This is a genomic window from Methyloversatilis sp. (assembly GCF_030698125.1).
Classification (GTDB): Bacteria; Pseudomonadota; Gammaproteobacteria; order Burkholderiales; family Rhodocyclaceae; genus Methyloversatilis.
The window spans coordinates 75,778-94,990 of sequence record NZ_JAUYNV010000053.1 but is presented as its reverse complement, the minus strand read 5'-3'; the positions used below and the strand labels follow the sequence as shown (position 1 = coordinate 94,990).

Here is a 19,213-nt window from a genome sequence, read left to right as displayed (position 1 = left end):
CTACCTGTCACGGCCGTGTTGCTGGCCTTGTGTCGCTCTTGCCCCCGGCATTCGCATGTCGAGTCTATTTGTCCTTCGCTGCCGCACGCGCTGCGACCAATGCACGGCGGCGTTCCTCGTCGGCGTGCGCGATGGCCTGCTTCTGCTCCTCGGTCAGCGGCTGGCCACGCTGCTGTTCGATGGCCGCGACCACGCGCGCTGCCGGGTCGGTGATGCGGCCTTCCGCCGGCATCGCCGAACGCACCTGCGCGTCGGGCAGGCGGGTGATGTCGACGATGCGACGGACGAACTGATCCTCGATCCGGCGCGTTTCCGCCTTCAGAAACGCCGTCTGGGCCGGCGTCTGCGCGATGGCGGGTGAAAGCATGCAACAGCAGGCCAGCAGCGACAACAGAAACTTCATCGGGAATGCTCCGCAAGGTCAATCGGTAAACGGCGTGCCACGCCGGACGCAGTGCGTTCCGCCAGCGCCCTCCTCACGCCTCACTCCGGCGTCAGCAAAAGGGAACCTGTGGTGCGGCGCGCAGCGAGCGCTTCATGCGCGCGTGCACAGTCCTTCAACGCATGACGCTGCCCGATGGCGACACGCAAGGTGCCGTCGGCCACCCGGGCGAACAACTCGTCGGCCGCGGCCAGCAGGTCGGCGCGCTGCGCCACGTAATGGAACAGCGTCGGCCGGGTCAGGAACAATGAGCCTTTCTGCGCCAGCAGCGCGGGTTCGAATGCAGCCACCGGTCCGGAAGCGTTGCCGAAACTGACCATCATGCCGAGCGGGGCGAGGCAGTCCAGCGAGGCCATGAAAGTGTCGCGACCGATGCCGTCATACACCACGCGCACGCCTTTGCCGCCGGTCAGCGCACGGACCTGCGCCGGCAGGTCGGCCGGTGCCACATCGGTCAGGACGTGAGCGCAACCGTGGGCACGAGCCAGTTCGGCCTTGGCCGGCGTACTGACCGTGCCGATCACCGTCGCGCCGAGCGCCTGCGCCCACTGGCTCGCAATCAGACCGACGCCACCGGCCGCGGCGTGCAGCAGTACGCAGTCACCCGGTTCGATGCGGCAGGTCCGTCGCAGCAGATACTGCGCCGTCAGCCCCTTGAGCATCAGTGCGGCAGCGGTGTCGAAGTCGATCGCATCGGGCAGGCGCACCAGCCGGTCGGCCGGCAGGTTGCGCACCTGGGCGTAGGCACCGGGCGGCCCGCCGGCATAGGCCACGCGGTCGCCGGGTGCGATATCGGTCACGCCATCGCCGACCGCCTCGACCACGCCGGCAGCCTCCAGACCCAGCCCGCCGGGCAGCGGCATGGGGTAGAGCCCGGAGCGATAGTAGATGTCGATGAAATTGACACCGATGGCGTGCTGGCGCACCCGGGCCTCGCCCGCCGCAGGGTCGGGCAGTTCGACAGCCTCGTACTGCAGTACCTCGGGGCCGCCGGTGCGGTGCATGCGAACAGCGAAATCGGTCATCGGGAGGGCAGGTTCCGGCACATGAGCGTGGATTCTACCGGCCAAGTTCATGGTGCACTGCACTGTCGGTTTTGGCAGAATGCAGGATCGAGTCCACCGGAGTCCGTCATGCGTCGTGTCGTGTTCAACCAGAAGGGTGGCGTCGGCAAGTCCACGATCACCTGCAATCTGGCCGCCATCAGTGCCGCGCGCGGCCAACGCACACTGGTGATCGATCTCGATACGCAGTGCAATTCGAGCCATTACCTGCTCGGCGATGCCGCCGACAAGGTGGAACTGGGCGCCGCCGACTTCTTCGACCAGATCCTCAATTTCAAGCTCACGCCGCGCGATACGGCCGAATTCATCAGCGATACCGGCCACCCGGGCCTGTCGGTGATGACCGCCAGCCCGCAGCTGGCCGAACTCGAAAACAAGCTGGAGTCGCGCTACAAGATCTACAAGCTGCGTGAGGCCCTGGAAGCGCTCGACGACTTCGACAACATCTACATCGATACGCCGCCGGCGCTCAACTTCTACTCGCGCTGTGCGCTGATCGCCGCCGAATCGGTGCTGATCCCGTTCGATTGTGACGATTTTTCGCGCAAGGCGCTGTACACGCTGATCGAGAACATCGAGGAAATCCGTGGTGACCACAACGAAGGGCTGAAACTCGAAGGCATCGTGGTGAACCAGTTCCAGGCACGCTCGAGCCTGCCGGTGCGCGTGGTGCAGGAATTGCGCGACGAAGGCCTGCCGGTGCTCGAAGCGGCGCTGTCGTCGTCGGTCAAGGTGAAGGAATCGCACGAAGCGGCGCAGCCGCTGATCCATTTCGCTCCCAGCCACAAGGTCACGCAGGAATTCGTCGCGCTTTACGAGCTGCTCGAAAGCCACTGATGGCCGGAGTCGCCGTGGTCGCGATGATCGCGTTCGATGAGCCGCAGCGGCTGCGAGGGCGGTGGCAGCGGTGACCGAGCGGTCGAACTCGCAGCCGCTTCGCCCTGTCTGAAACGCCATGCTTCGCAGCCTCCTCTTCCTCCTGCTTTGCCTGGGTACCGTGTCCGCCGGCGCGGCCGGCAGCTATCGCGCGGTGGTCGGTCTGGACAGCGGCTGGCCGCGCCGCTGCGGCAGCGCGGTGTCGATACAGGGCTGGGACATCCAGATCCTGCGCGAACGGGTCGGTGACGACGTGGCGGCGCGGGTGGAAGTCAGGCCACCCCCCGACAGCGGTGCGCTGCCGGTGCTGGCCCGGCTCGAAATCGGCCAGTTCAGGCCGGCCGTGCTGCTGGTACCCAATGAAGGACTGCTCACGCTGCCCGGCTTCGAAGCCGATGCGCGTCTCGACTGGGCGACCCTGATGCGCAACTTCATGTTCTTCGGCGGCACCCTGGTGCTGGGGCAGGTCGGCGGCGACATCGAAATCCCGTTCACCGGCCCGGCGCCGCGCGACGTCACGGCGCAGTACCTGAATTGCTCCGGTGATCTGGCGGCGCCATTGCGCGGCGGCAGCTGAGCCTGTCCTGCAGCGCGCAGCGCACCGCCTCGACCACCGCCGGTTCCAGCGGCCCGCCACGCAGGCGGTCGCTCAATTCAAGCTGTACACCCTGCCCGCTCGCGCCGCAGTTGCACACATTCGCGGCATCGCGGCCGGGGTAACGATGACCCGACACCTGTGCGCGCACGCCGCGTACGAACAGCCGGTCGGCGATCATGCAGGCCAGCGCGCTGTCGCGCCCGCCGAGCAGCGCCCGCTCGCCGGTATCGGCCACACCATGTACTGCCAGCACCGTGTGGCAGCCGGCGATCAGCGCCAGCGCACGCGACTCGTCGAAATGCCGGCTGGTCAGGTGCAGGGTTTCGAAATTGAGTGACGGCAGGCAGCCTTCGAACAGGTAAAGATCGAACGCCTCGCCGGCAATGGCGCGCGCCACTTCTGACGTCCCGCGTTCGATGCGCCCACCGTGCGGCGCGATCACGGCGATACCGCTGCCACGCGACTTCACCGTGATGCGGTAATCACGCCCATCGAAGTGGGCAGCGGCCAGTTCGTCGAAACTGCGGTAGCGGTCGCGATGCACCGCGGTGCCGTTCACTCTTCGGCGCCGATGGCGAACAGCTTTTCGATGCGCGCCATCGCCGGGTGCGCGCGGCCGGAGCGGCGCAGCTCGGCGAAGTCATCGCGCAGGATGCGGCGGAATTCGGTTTCGCCGCGCAGCGTGAGGTTGGCGGCATAGACCTCGCGCGCATTGCCGATCTGGCCGTTCAACAACAGCGCGTGCGCGCGGTTGATCTGCGCCGCCTTGTATTCAGCGGCTTCCTTCGGTACCTGATCGGCCGCGCGCAGCACATCGTCGTAGCGGCCGAGGTTCAGGCAGGCCCACGAATAGGCAACCCACACGCCGTTGTCCTTGTAGCCGGACTGGATGGACCGGTCGAGCCACTGGGCCGCCTTGGCGTAGTCGGTCTGCGCGCCGCCGCCGCTGTACAGCTGCGCCAGATGGACAAACGCCGGCGCATAGCCGGCCTCGGCCGCACGGTTGACCCAGGCCAGCGCGACATCGGCCGCGATCGGGTTGGCGGTGTCGGCTTCGAGGTGGCGTGCCAGCAGCAGCATGGCTTCGGCATCGCCCGCGTCGGCCGCCAGCAGATACCAGCGACGCGCCTCCGCGTCATCGCGCTCGACACCCAGACCGCTTGCGTAGAGCTGACCGACGACCGCCTGGGCGCGCGGCAACCCGCCCTGCGCCGCTTGCAGGGCGAGACGCGCAGACGCGATGTCGTCCTTGTCCAGACAGGTGCCGAAGAAATGCCAGTCGGACAGTTGCAGCAGGGCCTCGGCGCTGCCTGCCTCCGCGGCGGCGCGCGCCTCGGTCAGGGCCGTTTCGCATTCGCCCCGCAGGTGCGCGGTGCGCCACTGGTCGCTGGCCGCGACCTGCCCGACCGCGCCGCACAGCAGCGCCGGGAACAGGATGGCGACGCACCGGTTCATGTCAGACCGCGCTCAGCTTGGCCACCGCCAGCGCCAGCCACTTGACGCCTTCGCGACCGAAATTGACCTGCACCCGGGCGTCCGAGCCGGAACCTTCGGCATTGACGATGACGCCGCTGCCGAATTTCGCGTGGCTGACCTGCTGACCGATGCGAAAACCGGTGTCGTTGCTCGACGGCGACTTGCGGCCGCTGCCGAAGGTCCGAGGGTTGCTGCTGGATGGCGCCGGCGGCACCGCCGCGTTGCCGAAGCTGCCGAAGCCACGCGCCATGGCCGGCGGCGTCAGCCACTTCATCAACTCGGCCGGTATCTCGTCGAAGAAGCGGCTGCGCAGGTTGTAGCGGGTCTGGCCGTGCAGCATGCGCGACTGCGCGAACGACAGGTAGAGCCGGCGGCGCGCACGGGTGATTGCGACGTACATCAGCCGCCGCTCTTCCTCCAGTCCTTCGCGTTCGAGAATGGAGTTCTCGTGCGGGAACAAACCCTCTTCCAGGCCACCGAGGAACACCGCGTCAAATTCCAGCCCCTTGGCCGAATGCACCGTCATCAGCTGCACCGCCGACTGACCGGCGTCGGCCTGATGTTCGCCGGCTTCCAGTGACGCGTGCGACAGGAAAGCCGCGAGCGGATCGGGCGGAGCCGCCTCGTCTTCGGCCGCCACCTGCGCATAGCCCTCTTCGGAAATGAAGTTGCTCGCCGCATTGATGATCTCATCCAGGTTGGCGATGCGCTCCTGCCCTTCCTTTTCGGTCTTGTAGTGCGCCCGCAGGCCCGACAGTTCCAGCACCTGCTCGACCATTTCCGGCAGCGTCAGCCCTTCACAGGCGAAGCGCAACTGATCGACCAGATCGATGAAATGCCCGACCGACTGCGCCGCCTTGCCGGTCAGCAGGTTCAGCGCGCCGTACAGGCTGGAATCCGATGCCTTCGCGGCGTCCTGCAGTTGTTCGAGCGAGCGGGCGCCAATGCCGCGGGTCGGGAAATTCACCACCCGGGTGAAGGCGGTATCGTCGTGCGGATTGGCGATCAGTCGCATGTAAGCCAGTGCGTGCTTCACTTCCTGCCGCTCGAAGAAACGCAGGCCGCCATATACGCGGTAGGGAATCGCGGCCGAAAACAGTGCGTGTTCGAGCACGCGCGACTGCGCGTTGCTGCGGTAGAGCAGCGCGATGTCGGAGCGCGCCGCGCCGTCATTGATCAGCGCCTTGATTTCCTCAACCACCCAGCGCGCTTCCTCGATGTCGTTGAACGCCTCATAGACGCGCAGCGGCTCGCCGCTGCCGGCTTCGGTCCACAGGTTCTTGCCCAGCCGACCGGTGTTCTGCTTGATGACGGCGTTGGCCGCGTCGAGAATGTTGCCGTGCGAACGGTAGTTCTGTTCCAGCCGGATGACGTTGTCGACATGGAACTCGCGCTCGAAGTCGCGCATGTTGCCGACCTCGGCCCCGCGGAACCGGTAGATGCTCTGGTCGTCATCGCCGACCGCCATCACCGCCGCCTGATGTTCGGTGCCCAGACCGGCCAGCAGCTTGAGCCAGCGGTACTGCAACACGTTGGTGTCCTGGAACTCGTCGACCAGCAGATGGCGGAAGCGCCGCTGGTAGTGCGCGCGGATCGGTTCGTTGCGCGTCAGCAGTTCGTAACAGCGCAGCAGCAGTTCGGCGAAATCGACCACGCCTTCGCGCTGGCACTGCGCCTCGTAAGCCTGATACAGCTCGACGCGCCGGCGCGCGAAGTCGTCGAAGGCTTCGACCTCGTGCGGGCGCAGGCCCTGTTCCTTGGCCGAATTGATGAAGTAGCCCAGCTCGCGCGGCGGAAACTTTTCGTCGTCGATGTTCAGCGCCTTCAGCAGGCGCTTGATGGCCGACAGCTGGTCGGCCGAATCGAGTATCTGGAATAATTGCGGCAGGCCGGCTTCTTTCCAGTGCGCGCGCAGCATGCGGTTGCACAGCCCGTGGAAGGTGCCGATCCACAGCCCGCGCGTATTCATCGGCAACATGGCGGTCAGCCGCGCCAGCATTTCCTTGGCCGCCTTGTTGGTGAAGGTGACCGCAAGGATGCCGTGCGGCGACACCTGCCCGGTCGAAATCAGCCAGGCGAGCCGCGTGGTCAGCACGCGCGTCTTGCCGGAGCCGGCACCGGCCAGGATGAGTGCCGACTGCGAGGGCAGCGTAACCGCCTGGAATTGCGGTTCATTCAGACCGGCGAGGAGCGGATTTGCGTTCATCCGGCCGATTCTAACCGCGCAGCCCGCCACTACAGCGGTGGGTGATACGGCCCGCGCGGTGCGCGGCGCGCACTTTCGATGTCGCCACGACGGGAACCGACGCGACATGAAGGTGTCGGGAAAGAGGACATCACTGCAAGGGAGCACACAAGAATGGCCGAATGGACGCAATGGACCGCGTGGTTCTACAGCTGGGCGATGGAACGCCTGCCACTGCTGCTTGACCTGTCGATACGGCTTGGCTTCATCCTGCTGCTGGCCTGGGGCCTGCGCCTCGCCGCGCGACGCGCGATCAATCTCGTTTATGCCGCGCTGAAGAACCGCACCGACTGCACCGAAGACGTCAAGCGCATCGACACGCTGGTGCGCGTGGCGCGCTACGCCGCGTCGGTGGTGGTGTTCGTCATCGCCGGCGGTCTGGTGCTCAGTGTGATCGGCGTATCGGTCGCGCCGCTGCTCGCCACCGCGGGCGTGGCCGGCATCGCCATCGGTTTCGGCGCGCAAAGTCTGGTGAAGGATCTGTTCGCCGGCTTTTTCGTACTGCTCGAGAACCAGATCCGGGTCGGCGACGTGGTGAGCATTGCCGGCCATGACGGCGCAGTCGAGGAAGTGACCCTGCGCTATGTGCGCCTGCGCGACTACGAAGGCAATGTGCATTTCGTGCCGAACGGTGAAATCACGACAGTTACCAGCCGGTCGCGCGAATTCGCCCACGCCGTGCTCGACGTCGGCGTGCACTACCGCGAGCGGGTGGATGACATTTTCGAGGTGATGAAGGAAGTCGCCGCCGGTCTGCGCGAGGACGAACGGCTCGGGCCGAAGATACTGGGCGATCTGGACATCGCCGGCGTTCAGTCGTGGAACGACTCGACGGTGACGCTGCGCGCCCGGCTGAAGGTGGTGGCGCTGGCGCAGTGGGAGGTGAAGCGCGAGTTCATGCGCCGGCTGAAAGCCGAATTCGATGCGCGCGGCCACGAAATCCCGTATCCGCAGGTCACGCTGTCGTTCGCACGCGAGACCGAAAAGGCGCTGATCGAGCAGATGAGCAGCCGGCTGACGCCGCGCAAGCTGTCCTCTGCCTGATCGCCGCTCGCCCTATAATCGCGGGTTCGCGCCAGTCCGGCGCCAAAACCTTCCGCCGCAGCCCGCGTCATGCAAGAAAAACAGACCTCCGCTTATCAGCCGTCCACAGTCGAATCCGCCGCCCGCCGCTACTGGGACGACACGCAGGCCTTCCGCGCCGTCGAGGACGGGCTGAAGCCGAAGTACTACTGCCTGTCGATGTTCCCCTATCCGTCGGGCAAGCTGCACATGGGCCATGTGCGCAACTACACGATCGGCGACGTGCTGACCCGTTTTCACCGCATGCGCGGCTACAACGTGCTGCAGCCCATGGGCTGGGACGCCTTCGGCCTGCCGGCCGAGAACGCGGCGATCAAGAACGCTGTGCCGCCGGCGAAGTGGACGTACGACAACATCGCCTGCATGAAGCAGCAACTGCAGTCGCTGGGCTTCGCCATCGACTGGAGCCGCGAACTCGCGACCTGCCAGCCGTCCTACTACAAGTGGAATCAGTGGCTGTTCCTGCGCATGCTGGAGAAGGGCATTGCCTACAAGAAGACGCAGGTCGTGAACTGGGACCCGGTCGACCAGACCGTGCTGGCCAACGAACAGGTGATCGACGGCCGCGGCTGGCGCACCGGTGCGCCGGTCGAAAAGCGTGAGATTCCCGGTTACTACTTCGGCATCACGCAGTACGCCGATGAACTGCTGAACGATCTCGACACGCTTGAGGGCTGGCCCGAGCGCGTGAAGACCATGCAGGCGAACTGGATCGGCAAGAGCACCGGCGTGCGCTTCGCCTTCACGCACGACATCCGCGACGACGCGGGCGCGCTGATCGACGACGGCAAGCTGTGGGTGTTCACCACCCGCGCCGACACCATCATGGGCGTCACCTTCTGCGCCGTGGCCGCGGAACATCCGCTGGCCACACACGCTGCACGCAACAATCCCGAACTGGCCGCCTTCATCGAAAAGTGCAAGCACGGCTCGGTGATGGAAGCCGACATGGCGACCATGGAAAAGGAAGGCCTGCCGACCGGACTGACCGTCGTGCATCCGCTGACCGGCGAAGCGGTGCCGCTGTGGGTCGGCAACTACGTGCTGATGAGCTATGGCGACGGCGCGGTGATGGCCGTGCCGGGGCATGACGAGCGCGACTTCGGCTTCGCGAAGAAATACGATCTGCCGATCAAACAGGTGATTTCGCTCGGCGACAAGGTGTTCTCGACCGATGCATGGGCCGAGTGGTACGCGTCGAAGGACGGCGTGTGCACCGCAAGCGGCCGGTACGACGGACTGGGTTACGAAGCGGCGGTCGACGCGGTGGCGGCCGATCTCGCCGCAAAAGGGGGCGAAAAGAAGATCCAGTGGCGGCTGCGCGACTGGGGCGTGTCGCGCCAGCGCTACTGGGGCTGCCCGATACCGATCATCCACTGCGACCACTGCGGCGACGTGCCGGTGCCGGACGATCAGTTGCCGGTGGTGCTGCCGGAAGACTGCATACCCGACGGCTCGGGCAATCCGCTGCTGAAACGCGACGACTTCATCCACGTCACCTGCCCGACCTGCGGCGCGCCTGCGAAGCGCGAAACCGACACGATGGACACCTTCGTCGATTCGAGCTGGTACTACGCACGCTACTGCTCGGCCGGCAACGATGGCGCGATGGTCGATGAGCGCGCGAACTACTGGATGCCGGTCGACCAGTACATCGGCGGCATCGAGCACGCCATCCTGCACCTGCTGTATTCGCGCTTCTGGTGCAAGGTGATGCGCGACATGGGGCTGACGACCGTGACCGAACCGTTCGGCCGCCTGCTGACCCAGGGCATGGTGCTGAACCACATCTATTCGCGCCGCACCGACAAGGGCGGCATCGAGTACTACGCGCCGGAAGAGGTGACGCCGCTGCGCGACGACGCCAGCCGCATCACGGGGGCCACGCTGATCGCCGACGGCCAGCCGGTCGACTTCCAGGGCATGGGCACGATGTCAAAGTCCAAGCGCAATGGCGTCGATCCGCAATCCATCATCGACGAGTTCGGCGCCGACACGGCACGCTTCTTCATGATGTTCGCCAGCCCGCCGGAACAGACCCTCGAATGGAACGACGCCGGAGTCGAGGGCGCGCACCGCTTCCTGAAGCGGGTGTGGGCCTTCGCACAGGGATTCGACGCCGACCTGCGCGCCCGGATGCCGGCCCGCCCCACGCTCGACGGCGCGAAGCTGCCGACTGCGCTGGCCGATCTGCGGCGCGAATTGCATCTGGTGCTCAAGCAGGCCAGCTACGATCTGGGCAAGCAGCAATTCAACACCGTCGCGTCGGGCGCGATGAAAATGCTCAATGCGCTCGAGAAGGCGCCGCGCGACGGCGCGCTCGCGGCAGAAGTGGTCGGCGAAGGTCTGTCGATGCTGCTGCGCGTACTGTCGCCGATCTGTCCGCACATCACGCATGTGCTGTGGCGCGACTGCGGCTTCGGCGACGATATCCTGAACGCACCGTGGCCCGAACCGGCCGACGCGGCGCTGGTGCAGGACGAAATCGAGCTGGTGCTGCAGGTCAATGGCAAGCTGCGCGGCAGCCTGCGCGTGGCCGCCGACGCGGCGAAGGACGTCATCGAAGCGCAGGCGCTGGCCAGCGAGGCGGCGCAGAAATTCATGGAAGGCAAGCCGGCGAAGAAGGTTGTCGTGGTGCCCGGCCGTCTGATCAACATCGTGTGCTGACGCGGGAGAAACGTGTGACCGCCCCTGATTTCAAGGCCCGCCGCAGCCTTGTCGCCGCCACCGGCAGTGCGCTGCTGCTCGGCGCCTGCGGCTTCCACCTGCGCGGCGTGCGTGACCTGCCGTTCGCAACCGTGTTCATCAATGCCAGCCCCTACGCCGAAATGACGGCGCAGATCCGGCGTGCGATCAACGCGCAGAGCACGACCCGCGTCACCGACGAGCTCAAGGACGCCGATGCAGTCATCGACATCACGGAAAACCGCGTCGAGAAGGTCATCCTGAGTCTGAATTCCGCCGGCCGGGTGCGTGAATACCAGTTGCGACAGCGCTTCGGTTTCAAGGTCCGGAGCCCGAAGGGCGAGGAAATCGCGCCGGTGTCGACCATCGAAGTCCGCCGCGACATCACGTCCAACGACGTCGAAGTGCTGGCCAAGCAGGAAGAGGAACAGCTGCTGTACGCCGAAATGCAGGGCGATGTCGTGCAGCAATTGCTGCGCCGACTGCAGGCGATCAAGAAGAAGCCCGCCTGACCCGCATGCAGCTGCGCGCCGAACAGCTCGACAGCCACCTGAAGGGCACGCTCGCGCCGCTCTACGTGCTGCACGGCGACGAGCCGCTGCTGGTCATCGAAGCGGCGGATTCGATCCGCACCGCGGCGCGTGCGCGCGGCTTCACCGAGCGCGAGGTACTGGTGGTGACGCAGTACTTCAAATGGTCGGCGCTGGCCGAAGCGGCCGGCAATATGTCGCTGTTCGGTGGCGACAAGCTGATCGACCTGCGTATTCCCACCGGCAAGCCGGGGCGTGATGGCGGTGACGTGCTGACGCGCTTCGCCGCCAGCCCGCCCGCCGGCACGGTGACGCTGATCACGCTGCCGCAGATGGACTGGAAGGCGCAGAAGAGCGCCTGGTTTGCCGCGCTGTCGGCGACCGGCGTCGTGATGGAGCTGAACGCACCGCCGCTCGACCGCCTGCCGGACTGGCTGGCCGCGCGTCTGGCGCGCCAGCAACAGAGCGCGGGGCGCGAGGCGCTCGACTTCATGGCGACCCATGTCGAAGGCAATCTGCTGGCCGCCAATCAGGAAGTGATGAAACTCGGGCTGCTGCATCCGCCGGGCGAACTCACACTCGAGCAAGTGCGCAACGCGGTGATGGACGTTGCACGCTACGACGTGGAAGACCTGCGCCAGGCGCTGCTCGCCGGCGATGCAGCACGGGCAAGCCGGCTGCTCGACGGCCTGCGCGCCGAAGGCGTGGCCGCGCCGCTGGTGCTGTGGATCATCGTGGCCGAGCTGCGCACGCTGGCGACGGCGCGGGCTGAAATGGACGCCGGCCGCAGTGCCGACGAAGCACTGGCCACTGCCCGCATCTTCGGCGCCCGGCAGTCGCCCTACCGGCGCGCGCTGGCGCGGCTGTCATCCGCCGCCACGCGTACGGCGCTGATGCAGGCGGCGCGGCTCGACCGCATGATCAAGGGTGTTGCGCGCGGCGATGTGTGGGACGAGTTCCTGCAGATCGCGCTACGGGTGTGCGCGCGCTGAGTTTTGCCATGGGTGCATGTGGATGTGTATGGGGGACGGGTTGCTGTTGGGCATCGCTGCGCTCACCCCAACCTACAAAGACGAGCCCGTCCCGACCTGCGCAGCGTTATCGCCTTAACAAACTGGCTCCATCACCGCACCCGCGCCCAACCCGCAGGTTGGGGTGAGCGCAGCGATGCCCAACACACCACACCGCACCCGCCCCAACCTGCGTCGCAGTAGCGCCCCATCGACATCTCCTCATCACCGCACCCGCGCCCGACCCGTAGGTTGGGGTGAGCGCAGCGATGCCCAACACACCACACCGCACCCGCCCCGACCTGCGTCGCAGAGCGCCCCATCGACATCTCCTCATCACCGCACCCGCACCCGACCCGTAGGTTGGGGTGAGCGCAGCGATGCCCAACGACATCGCCCGCCCCCCCTCCTCCGGCAGAAACCGGTGGCACGCTGCCGCGCTTTCTGCTTTCATCCGCCTTTACCCGCAGTCAACATTACAGAGCATTTCAGGACACACGATGGACATCAAGGACTACATGAATACGCTGGGCCGTCAGGCCCGGGCCGCGTCACGCGTCGTCGCGCAGGCGTCGACCGCGGTGAAGAACGATGCGCTGATGCGTATCGCCGCACTGCTGCGTGAGCGCGCACCGCAGCTGCTCGAAGCGAATGCGGCCGACGTAGCCGCCGCGCGCGACAACGGCCTCGACGCGGCAATGATCGACCGCCTGACGCTGACCGCCAAGGGCGTGGAAGCGATGGCGACCGGTCTGGAACAGGTGGCCGCGCTGCCCGATCCGGTCGGCGAAATGACCGATTTCAAGCGCCGGCCGAGCGGCATCACGGTGGGCCGGATGCGCGTACCGTTGGGCGTGATCGGCATCATTTACGAAGCGCGGCCGAACGTGACGGCCGATGCGGCCGCGCTGTGCCTGAAGAGCGGCAACGCCGCCATCCTGCGCGGCGGCTCGGAAGCGGCGCGCTGCAATCAGGCGGTCGCGGCCTGCGTGCGCGACGGTCTGGTCTCCGCCGGTCTGCCGGAAACCGCAGTGCAGGTGGTCGCCACCACCGACCGCGCGGCCGTGGGTGAGCTGATCACGATGCCGCAGTTCGTCGACGTGATCGTGCCGCGCGGCGGCAAGGGGCTGATCGAGCGCATTTCGCGCGATGCGAAGGTGCCGGTGATCAAGCATCTGGACGGCAATTGCCACGTCTACATCGACGAACAGGCGGATGACGACAAGGCGGTGCGCATTGCCGACAACGCGAAAACCCATCGCTACGGCACCTGCAACACGATGGAAACACTGCTGGTGCATGTCGCCGCGGCGCCGCGCGTGCTCGGCCGGCTGGCCGACATCTACCTCGGCAAGGGCGTGGAACTGCGCGGCTGCGAGCGCGCCCGCGCACTGGTGCCGGCGATGACGGCTGCCACCGACGACGACTGGGCGACCGAATATCTGGCGCCCATCCTTGCCGTACGCATCGTCGATTCGCTCGATGAGGCGATCGATCACATCAACCGCTGGGGCTCGCAGCACACCGACGCCATCGTCACCGAGAATCACACGCGGGCGATGCGCTTCATCCGCGAGGTCGATTCGGCGTCGGTCATGATCAATGCATCGACCCGCTTCGCCGATGGATTCGAATACGGACTGGGCGCAGAGATCGGCATTTCGACCGACAAGATCCACGCGCGTGGCCCGGTCGGCCTGGACGGCCTGACCAGCCAGAAATGGGTGGTGCTGGGGGACGGGCAGGTGCGGGCCTGAAGGTCCGTACCGCTGCCGGGGTGATCGTCCGTGCTTCGGCGAGAGGCGAGTCTTTCGGGAAGTCTTGTTGGGCATCGCCGTAGGTTGGGGTGAGCGCAGCGATGCCCAACAGCACCGTGTCACCCGGCATCGCCGTAGGTTGGGGTGAGCGAAGCGATGCCCAACATCCACCCCACGCACTGACTCCCGAAAATGTCCGATAGCTTCCTGTCCGCCAGCATCCTGCTCCTGCTGCTGTTCGATCCGTTCGGCAACGCACCGGTGATGACGGTGCTGATGAAGGACGTGCCGCGGGAACGTCGCCGGCGGGTCATCCTGCGCGAGTGCTGCGCGGCCTGGCTGGCGCTGGTGCTGTTCATGTACGCCGGCGAATCCGTCATGCGTGTGCTGCAGCTGTCGGAAACTTCGCTCGGCATCGCCGGAGGCGTGCTGCTGTTCCTGATCGCGCTGCGCATGATCTTTCACCAGCCGGATGGGGTGTTCGGCGAGTGGTCGGGTGGCGAGCCGTTCATCGTGCCGCTGGCGATTCCGCTGATCGCCGGCCCGTCGGCGATGGCCATGGTGATGCTGCTGGTGTCGCGCGAGCCGGAGCGCTTCTACACGTGGCTGGGCGCGATGAGCGCCGCAATGGCCGTCACCACGGTCGTGCTGCTGGCCGCCGGCCCGCTGATCCGCCGGCTCGGCGAGCGCGGCACGGCCGCGCTGGAGCGTCTGATGGGGCTGCTGCTGTGCGCAATTTCGATCGAAATGCTGCTGGCCGGCATCCGCAACTTCATCGACACTCTTTGAGACGTCCTGTGTCTCAGATCATCGCGTCGATCACCCGCTGCGCCATGCCGCGCGCGATCTCCGTCTCACCGATGACGGTGTGCGTCGCGCCGTGCTTTTCCAGGTGCGCCAGTTCGCCATCGGTGTAGGCGCGCGCGATCACCTCGATGTCCGGGTTGATGCGCCGGGCATGCTCGATGATCTGGCCGGCTTCCAGCGCATCCGGAATGGCGACCAGCAGGAAACGCGCGCTTTCGATGTGCGCCGCCTCCATCATGCCGGGCGCGGCACCATTGCCGTACAGCGCCGGGATGCCGTCACCGTTCAACGCCTCGACCACTTCCGCGTGGTCTTCGATGACGACCACCTTGTGCCCGCTTTCCAGAAGCGCCATCACGATGCGGTGACCGACCTTGCCGAAGCCGACGAGCACGACATGACCGTTGATCTCGGTCACAGCGGTGGGGGCCGGCGCAACCGCGCTCGCGGTGCCTTCGCGCGCTTCCAGCCACGGCTTGAGCCTGTCAAGCGCAACGAACAGCAGCGGATTGAGCAGGATGGAAATGATGGCGCCGCCCAGTATCAGGTCGCGCCCGGTTTCCGGCAGCAGCCCCAGTGACAGACCCAGCGTGGCGAGGATGAACGAAAACTCGCCGATCTGGGCCAGGCTGGCCGACACCGTCAGCGCCGTGCTCAGCGGATGGCCGAAGGCACGCACGATGGCCGCTGCGGCAATCGACTTGCCGATGACGATGATGAACACGGTGGCAAGCACCAGCAGCGGTTCGCGCACGACGATGGACGGATCGAACAACATGCCGACCGATACGAAAAACAGCACGGCAAACGCGTCGCGCAGCGGCAGCGATTCCTCGGCCGCGCGATGCGACAGTTCGGATTCGCTCAGGATCATGCCGGCAAAGAATGCGCCGAGCGCGAACGACACGCCGAACACATAGGCCGAGCCGAGTGCGAAGCCAAGTGCGATGGCCAGCACGCCGAGCCGGAACAGCTCGCGCGAGCCGGTATCGGCGATGCGTTCCAGCGTCCACGGAATCACCCGGCGTCCGACCACCAGCATGACGACGACGAAAGCGGCCACCTTGCCCAGCGTGATGGCGAGGGTCTTCAGCAGCGCATCGCCGCTCAGCGCATCACCCTGCCCGCCGAGCAGGCCGCTGAAGGCGGGGATCAGCACCAGCGCCAGCACCATGGCGATGTCTTCGACGATGAGCCAGCCGATGGCGATGCGCCCGCGTCGGGTGGTTTCGAGCCGCCGCTCCTGCAGCGCCGTCAGCAGCACAACCGTGCTGGCGACCGACAGTGCCAGCCCGAATACGATGCCCGCCCCGACGGTCCAGTCCATCGCCCAGGCCAGTGCCATGCCGAGCAGCGTGGCGATGCCGATCTGCACGATCGCCCCCGGAATGGCGATGCCCTTTACCGACATCAGGTCCTTCAGCGAAAAGTGCAGGCCGACGCCGAACATCAGCAGGATGACGCCGATTTCGGCCAGTTCCTGCGCCAGCGCGACATCGGCGACAAAGCCGGGCGTGAACGGACCGACCGCGATGCCGGCGACGAGGTAGCCAACCAGCGGCGGCATGCGAAAGCGGTGCGCCAGCGAGCCGAAGATGAAGGCAAGTACGAGACCGCCGACGATGGTCGTGATCAGCGGAGTGTGATGGGGCATCTTGCGTGGTGTCCGTTTTTATCTGCCGACGGAGCATGACCGCGCGGCGCGGAGATCGTTCGCGCCGCGTCGGACCATGACGCAAAAAGCCTGGGGGGCGGCGACCCGGGAATGCCCGGGCCTGCAAGCAGACTGAGCCGTCAGTTGTCGAGGCCTGAAACGCCCCGGGTGAATACCGCGGCGCCAGTCACCTTGTCGATGCCGCCGATGGAACTGTCGAAGGAGTACACAACCCCGGCCCGCTCCGCTGCAGGCCCGGCGAAGAAACCATGGAAGCTGCCGTTCGGTGTGCTGCCGCAGCCGCTGCAGCTGTCGAAGGAACCGGCGAAGGCTGCCGTACCTGAATTGATGGACCCTGAGCCGGAAACATTGAACGTGACCGCGCTGACGGTGACGCCGAGATCCAGATCAGCCGTGTAGTTTGTGAAGTTGGCGAGCAGCGTACCGCTGACCGCGCCGCCCGGCGCGCCCCCCGACGCAGTCGGCGTCGTTGCGCCACTGAGATTGTAGGTGGCGCTGATGCCGCCGAGCGCTGCCAGATCCGGCGTGGCACGACCGGTGACGTAATGCAGGTCGACGATGTCGTCGCCATCGCACGAGAAGCCGGCGCACGACGCGCTGGCCCAGCGGCCCCAGCCGATGATGCCATCCTGTGCCGACTGCGCGACGGTACCCGCAGTCAGCATTGCGCCGTCACCGTCGTCGGCTGACTTGAGTGCGCTGCCTTCGATGATCGTGGTGACACCGGTCAGTGTGACCAGGCCGCCATAGCCGCCGTACTGTTCGGTGTATTGCCCATACACGTAATAGCCGTCGCCCGACTGCAGGTCACCCTGCGGGTCCAGCCCGTCAAGCGTGACCAGATCGCCGTCGTCGTCGCGTTCCTCGCCGACGAGAAACACCTCATTGCTCACCGGGGGCTCGACGCCGCCCGACGCATTCGATGGCGGCGGCGGCGGCAGGTCGGTCTTCACCTCGATGATGACCGGCATCGTGTTCTGGTCGGCCACATAGGCGCTCTGGCCATCTTCGACCGTCAGGCAGCCGGCACCGTTGCAGACATCGACGGCGCCATCGCCGGTCGTGACATTGATGCTGTTGCCGTAGGCCACGGAGAACTCAGTGCCGCGGATGCCGATGGTGGCTACCGAGGTGGTGAGCTTGTAGTTGCTGCGATTCGCCTTGCCGACCAGCCCGGTGATGGTGCGCAGACCGCCCTTGAGCAGGTTGAAGAAGCCGCGGTCCTCGTCCGGTTTGCCGGCGAATGCGTACTGGTCGATACGGAACTGTGTCTGCGGCTGCAGCGATACCAGCGCACCGTCGGTGAAGCGCATCTGGGCACGCCCGCTGCCGGTGTCGATGGTGTCGCCGCTGCCCACCTGCGCACCGCGCGTCAGTGGACGGCTGCGTCCGTCGGCGGCGACCGCGCGGACTTCGCCGGCGGTGAATTCGACGCGCGCCGCACTGTCGGCATTCACGGCGAGCGGAAACGCGCCAGCCATGGCGAGCGCCAGCGGGACTGGCCTGAAAATCCGGATCATGGCGGTCTCCTAGAACGTACGCCGCACGGCGAACTGCGCGACGCCGCGGCGATAATCATTGATGCTGAAACTGGAATCGTTGCGCATCAGCGTGACCGACGGCGTCAGCAACCAGCGCTCGGTCAGCGCGTAGGTTGCGCCGAGCGACAGCGTGGTCAAGGTATCGTCACGCACGCGCTGGAACAAGGGATCGGCATTCTCGTAATCACGTGCTTCGTGAGCCAGCGCACCAAACAGCAGCCAGCGCGGATCGAGCGTGTGCTGGGCGCCAACCCGGAAGCCGATGACATCGGTGCTGGCGATATTGACGCCGGAAGGCAGATCGTTGCGACCGTTTTCGCTGCCCAGATAGAAGCTGCCGAACATCATCGTCTTGCCACCCTGCAGCACATGGGCGTGACCGACGCCGTAGATGTTCCGGTTGACGTCGCGCACGTCGTTGCTGCCGTCGTAGCGCAGGCGTACATGCTGCATGAAGGCGGTCGTCTGGTTGCGCGCATTGTGCGTGTGCTGCCACTGCAGACTCAGACCGGTGTAGTCGCGCAACTTGTCATTGTCGACCTCGAAGATGCCGCCCTGCAACGCCGCGGTGACGCGGTTGGCGCCACGTGTCCAGGCGACGCCTGCATTGCCGTCGACCGCCATCGTGTCAAAGCGCGATTCACCACCATTGAATCGACCGGCCCCGGACACACCGCCCACCACCGCCCACTCGCGATTGACCGGAATGCGCGCATTGAAGCCGCCGGCGAGCGACGAGAACCAGGCGTCGCGGCTGCGGCTGTCGCCGGTCAGCGTGAAGTCGCCGATCAGTCCCGGAATCGCGATCGAGCCAGCCGATGTGGCGCTGTTGACGTTCGTATCACGACCGACGGCCGCCTCGATGAAGCCGGCGAATGACGGCTTGGGTTCGGCCGGCGCGCGGTCGATCGCCGACAGCAGACGGTCGAGTGAGCGGGCGACCTCCGGCGGCACATTCTGTCCGCGCACTGCTTGCAGTTCGCGCCTCGCGCTCGCCGATTCGCCGAGCGCGAGATAGGCGCGGCCGATTTCGGCGCGGGCACGCGCGTTGTCCGGCTGCAGCGCGAGCACGCGTTCGAGTGCGAACACCGCCAGTGTATGACGACCGGTTTCAACCGCCGCGATGCCGAGCAGCAGATCGAACTGCGGGTCGCCGGCACGCTCGCTTTCCTGCGGCGCCAGCAGGGCGTAGGCCGCTGCGTGACGCCCGGCTTCGATGTGTGCCGCCGCCTGCTCGGTCACTGACTGCGCATGCGCCTGGCTACCCAGCCACAACACCATAGCCGGAAGGTACAGCCATCTTCGCAGACCCGAAGCGGACGTCCGACGGGTATGCCACGCTGACCTCTTCGTTGTTCTCATGTGCTCTCCCTGCCGCCGAAACATGCGGCAACTGAATATTCAGGCCCTCGATCTTTGCACCT

16 protein-coding genes are annotated in these 19,213 nt (G+C 66.1%); 8 read left to right on the top strand and 8 right to left on the bottom strand.

Annotation, left to right across the window (positions count from 1 at the left end; genetic code table 11):
* Positions 1–64: 64 nt before the first annotated feature.
* Positions 65–403: a hypothetical protein gene (locus Q8Q80_RS17900; protein ID WP_305634222.1), complete on the bottom strand. Its 339-nt coding sequence runs from the start codon at positions 401–403 to the stop codon at positions 65–67.
* Positions 404–483: 80 nt separating this feature from the next.
* The gene (locus tag Q8Q80_RS17895) at positions 484–1,467 is read right to left on the bottom strand and encodes a quinone oxidoreductase (RefSeq protein ID WP_371132787.1); all 984 of its coding nucleotides are present in this window, start codon (positions 1,465–1,467) and stop codon (positions 484–486) included.
* 108 nt (positions 1,468–1,575) lie between these two features.
* On the opposite strand from Q8Q80_RS17895, the gene Q8Q80_RS17890 reads away from it, so the two are divergent.
* The gene (locus tag Q8Q80_RS17890; RefSeq protein WP_069039247.1) at positions 1,576–2,343 is read left to right on the top strand and encodes a ParA family protein; all 768 of its coding nucleotides are present in this window, start codon (positions 1,576–1,578) and stop codon (positions 2,341–2,343) included.
* A gap of 118 nt (positions 2,344–2,461) precedes the next feature.
* Positions 2,462–2,959 (top strand): hypothetical protein, encoded by a 498-nt coding sequence (locus tag Q8Q80_RS17885; RefSeq protein WP_305634220.1) that lies wholly within the window; start codon positions 2,462–2,464, stop codon positions 2,957–2,959.
* Here Q8Q80_RS17885 and Q8Q80_RS17880 read toward each other — a convergent pair.
* The 3 genes from Q8Q80_RS17880 to uvrD are packed head-to-tail and all read right to left on the bottom strand — an operon-like array spanning position 2,898 to position 6,662.
* On the bottom strand, positions 2,898–3,539 hold the full coding sequence (locus Q8Q80_RS17880; RefSeq protein WP_305634219.1) for a poly-gamma-glutamate hydrolase family protein: 642 nt from the start codon (positions 3,537–3,539) through the stop codon (positions 2,898–2,900). The two genes, Q8Q80_RS17885 and Q8Q80_RS17880, sit on opposite strands and share 62 nt — an antisense overlap.
* Complete coding sequence (locus Q8Q80_RS17875; RefSeq protein WP_305634218.1) at positions 3,536–4,435, bottom strand: tetratricopeptide repeat protein; 900 nt, start codon at positions 4,433–4,435, stop codon at positions 3,536–3,538. The genes Q8Q80_RS17880 and Q8Q80_RS17875 overlap by 4 nt, the downstream gene beginning before the upstream one ends.
* Position 4,436: 1 nt before the next feature.
* Positions 4,437–6,662 carry a DNA helicase II gene (gene uvrD / locus Q8Q80_RS17870; protein WP_305634217.1) on the bottom strand — a complete coding sequence of 742 codons (2,226 nt, stop codon included), beginning with the start codon at positions 6,660–6,662 and terminating at the stop codon, positions 4,437–4,439.
* 153 nt (positions 6,663–6,815) lie between these two features.
* Between uvrD and Q8Q80_RS17865 the strand changes: the two genes are divergently transcribed.
* The 6 genes from Q8Q80_RS17865 to Q8Q80_RS17840 all read left to right on the top strand — a co-directional run bounded on the left by Q8Q80_RS17865 (position 6,816) and on the right by Q8Q80_RS17840 (position 14,555).
* Complete coding sequence (locus Q8Q80_RS17865) at positions 6,816–7,745, top strand: mechanosensitive ion channel family protein (RefSeq protein ID WP_305634216.1); 930 nt, start codon at positions 6,816–6,818, stop codon at positions 7,743–7,745.
* 69 nt (positions 7,746–7,814) lie between these two features.
* Positions 7,815–10,451 carry a leucine--tRNA ligase gene (leuS, locus tag Q8Q80_RS17860; RefSeq protein WP_305634215.1) on the top strand — a complete coding sequence of 879 codons (2,637 nt, stop codon included), beginning with the start codon at positions 7,815–7,817 and terminating at the stop codon, positions 10,449–10,451.
* A gap of 14 nt (positions 10,452–10,465) precedes the next feature.
* A complete protein-coding gene (gene lptE / locus Q8Q80_RS17855) occupies positions 10,466–10,981 on the top strand; it encodes an LPS assembly lipoprotein LptE (protein WP_305634214.1) in 516 nt (171 codons plus the stop codon).
* Between the two features lie 5 nt (positions 10,982–10,986).
* The gene (holA, locus tag Q8Q80_RS17850; RefSeq protein WP_305634213.1) at positions 10,987–11,991 is read left to right on the top strand and encodes a DNA polymerase III subunit delta; all 1,005 of its coding nucleotides are present in this window, start codon (positions 10,987–10,989) and stop codon (positions 11,989–11,991) included.
* A 518-nt stretch (positions 11,992–12,509) separates the two neighbouring features.
* The gene (locus Q8Q80_RS17845) at positions 12,510–13,766 is read left to right on the top strand and encodes a glutamate-5-semialdehyde dehydrogenase (protein WP_305634212.1); all 1,257 of its coding nucleotides are present in this window, start codon (positions 12,510–12,512) and stop codon (positions 13,764–13,766) included.
* Between the two features lie 192 nt (positions 13,767–13,958).
* Positions 13,959–14,555 (top strand): MarC family protein, encoded by a 597-nt coding sequence (locus Q8Q80_RS17840; protein WP_305634211.1) that lies wholly within the window; start codon positions 13,959–13,961, stop codon positions 14,553–14,555.
* A gap of 13 nt (positions 14,556–14,568) precedes the next feature.
* On the opposite strand, the gene ybaL is transcribed toward Q8Q80_RS17840, so the two are convergent.
* From ybaL to Q8Q80_RS17825, 3 genes are all read right to left on the bottom strand, one after another.
* Positions 14,569–16,227, bottom strand: coding sequence for a YbaL family putative K(+) efflux transporter (gene ybaL / locus Q8Q80_RS17835; RefSeq protein ID WP_305634210.1), 1,659 nt, complete (start codon positions 16,225–16,227; stop codon positions 14,569–14,571).
* Between the two features lie 140 nt (positions 16,228–16,367).
* Positions 16,368–17,768 (bottom strand): FecR family protein, encoded by a 1,401-nt coding sequence (locus Q8Q80_RS17830; RefSeq protein ID WP_305634209.1) that lies wholly within the window; start codon positions 17,766–17,768, stop codon positions 16,368–16,370.
* Positions 17,769–17,777: 9 nt separating this feature from the next.
* Entirely contained in the window at positions 17,778–19,064 is a 1,287-nt protein-coding gene (locus tag Q8Q80_RS17825; RefSeq protein WP_371132786.1) for a tetratricopeptide repeat protein, read from the bottom strand.
* Positions 19,065–19,213 lie beyond the last annotated feature (149 nt).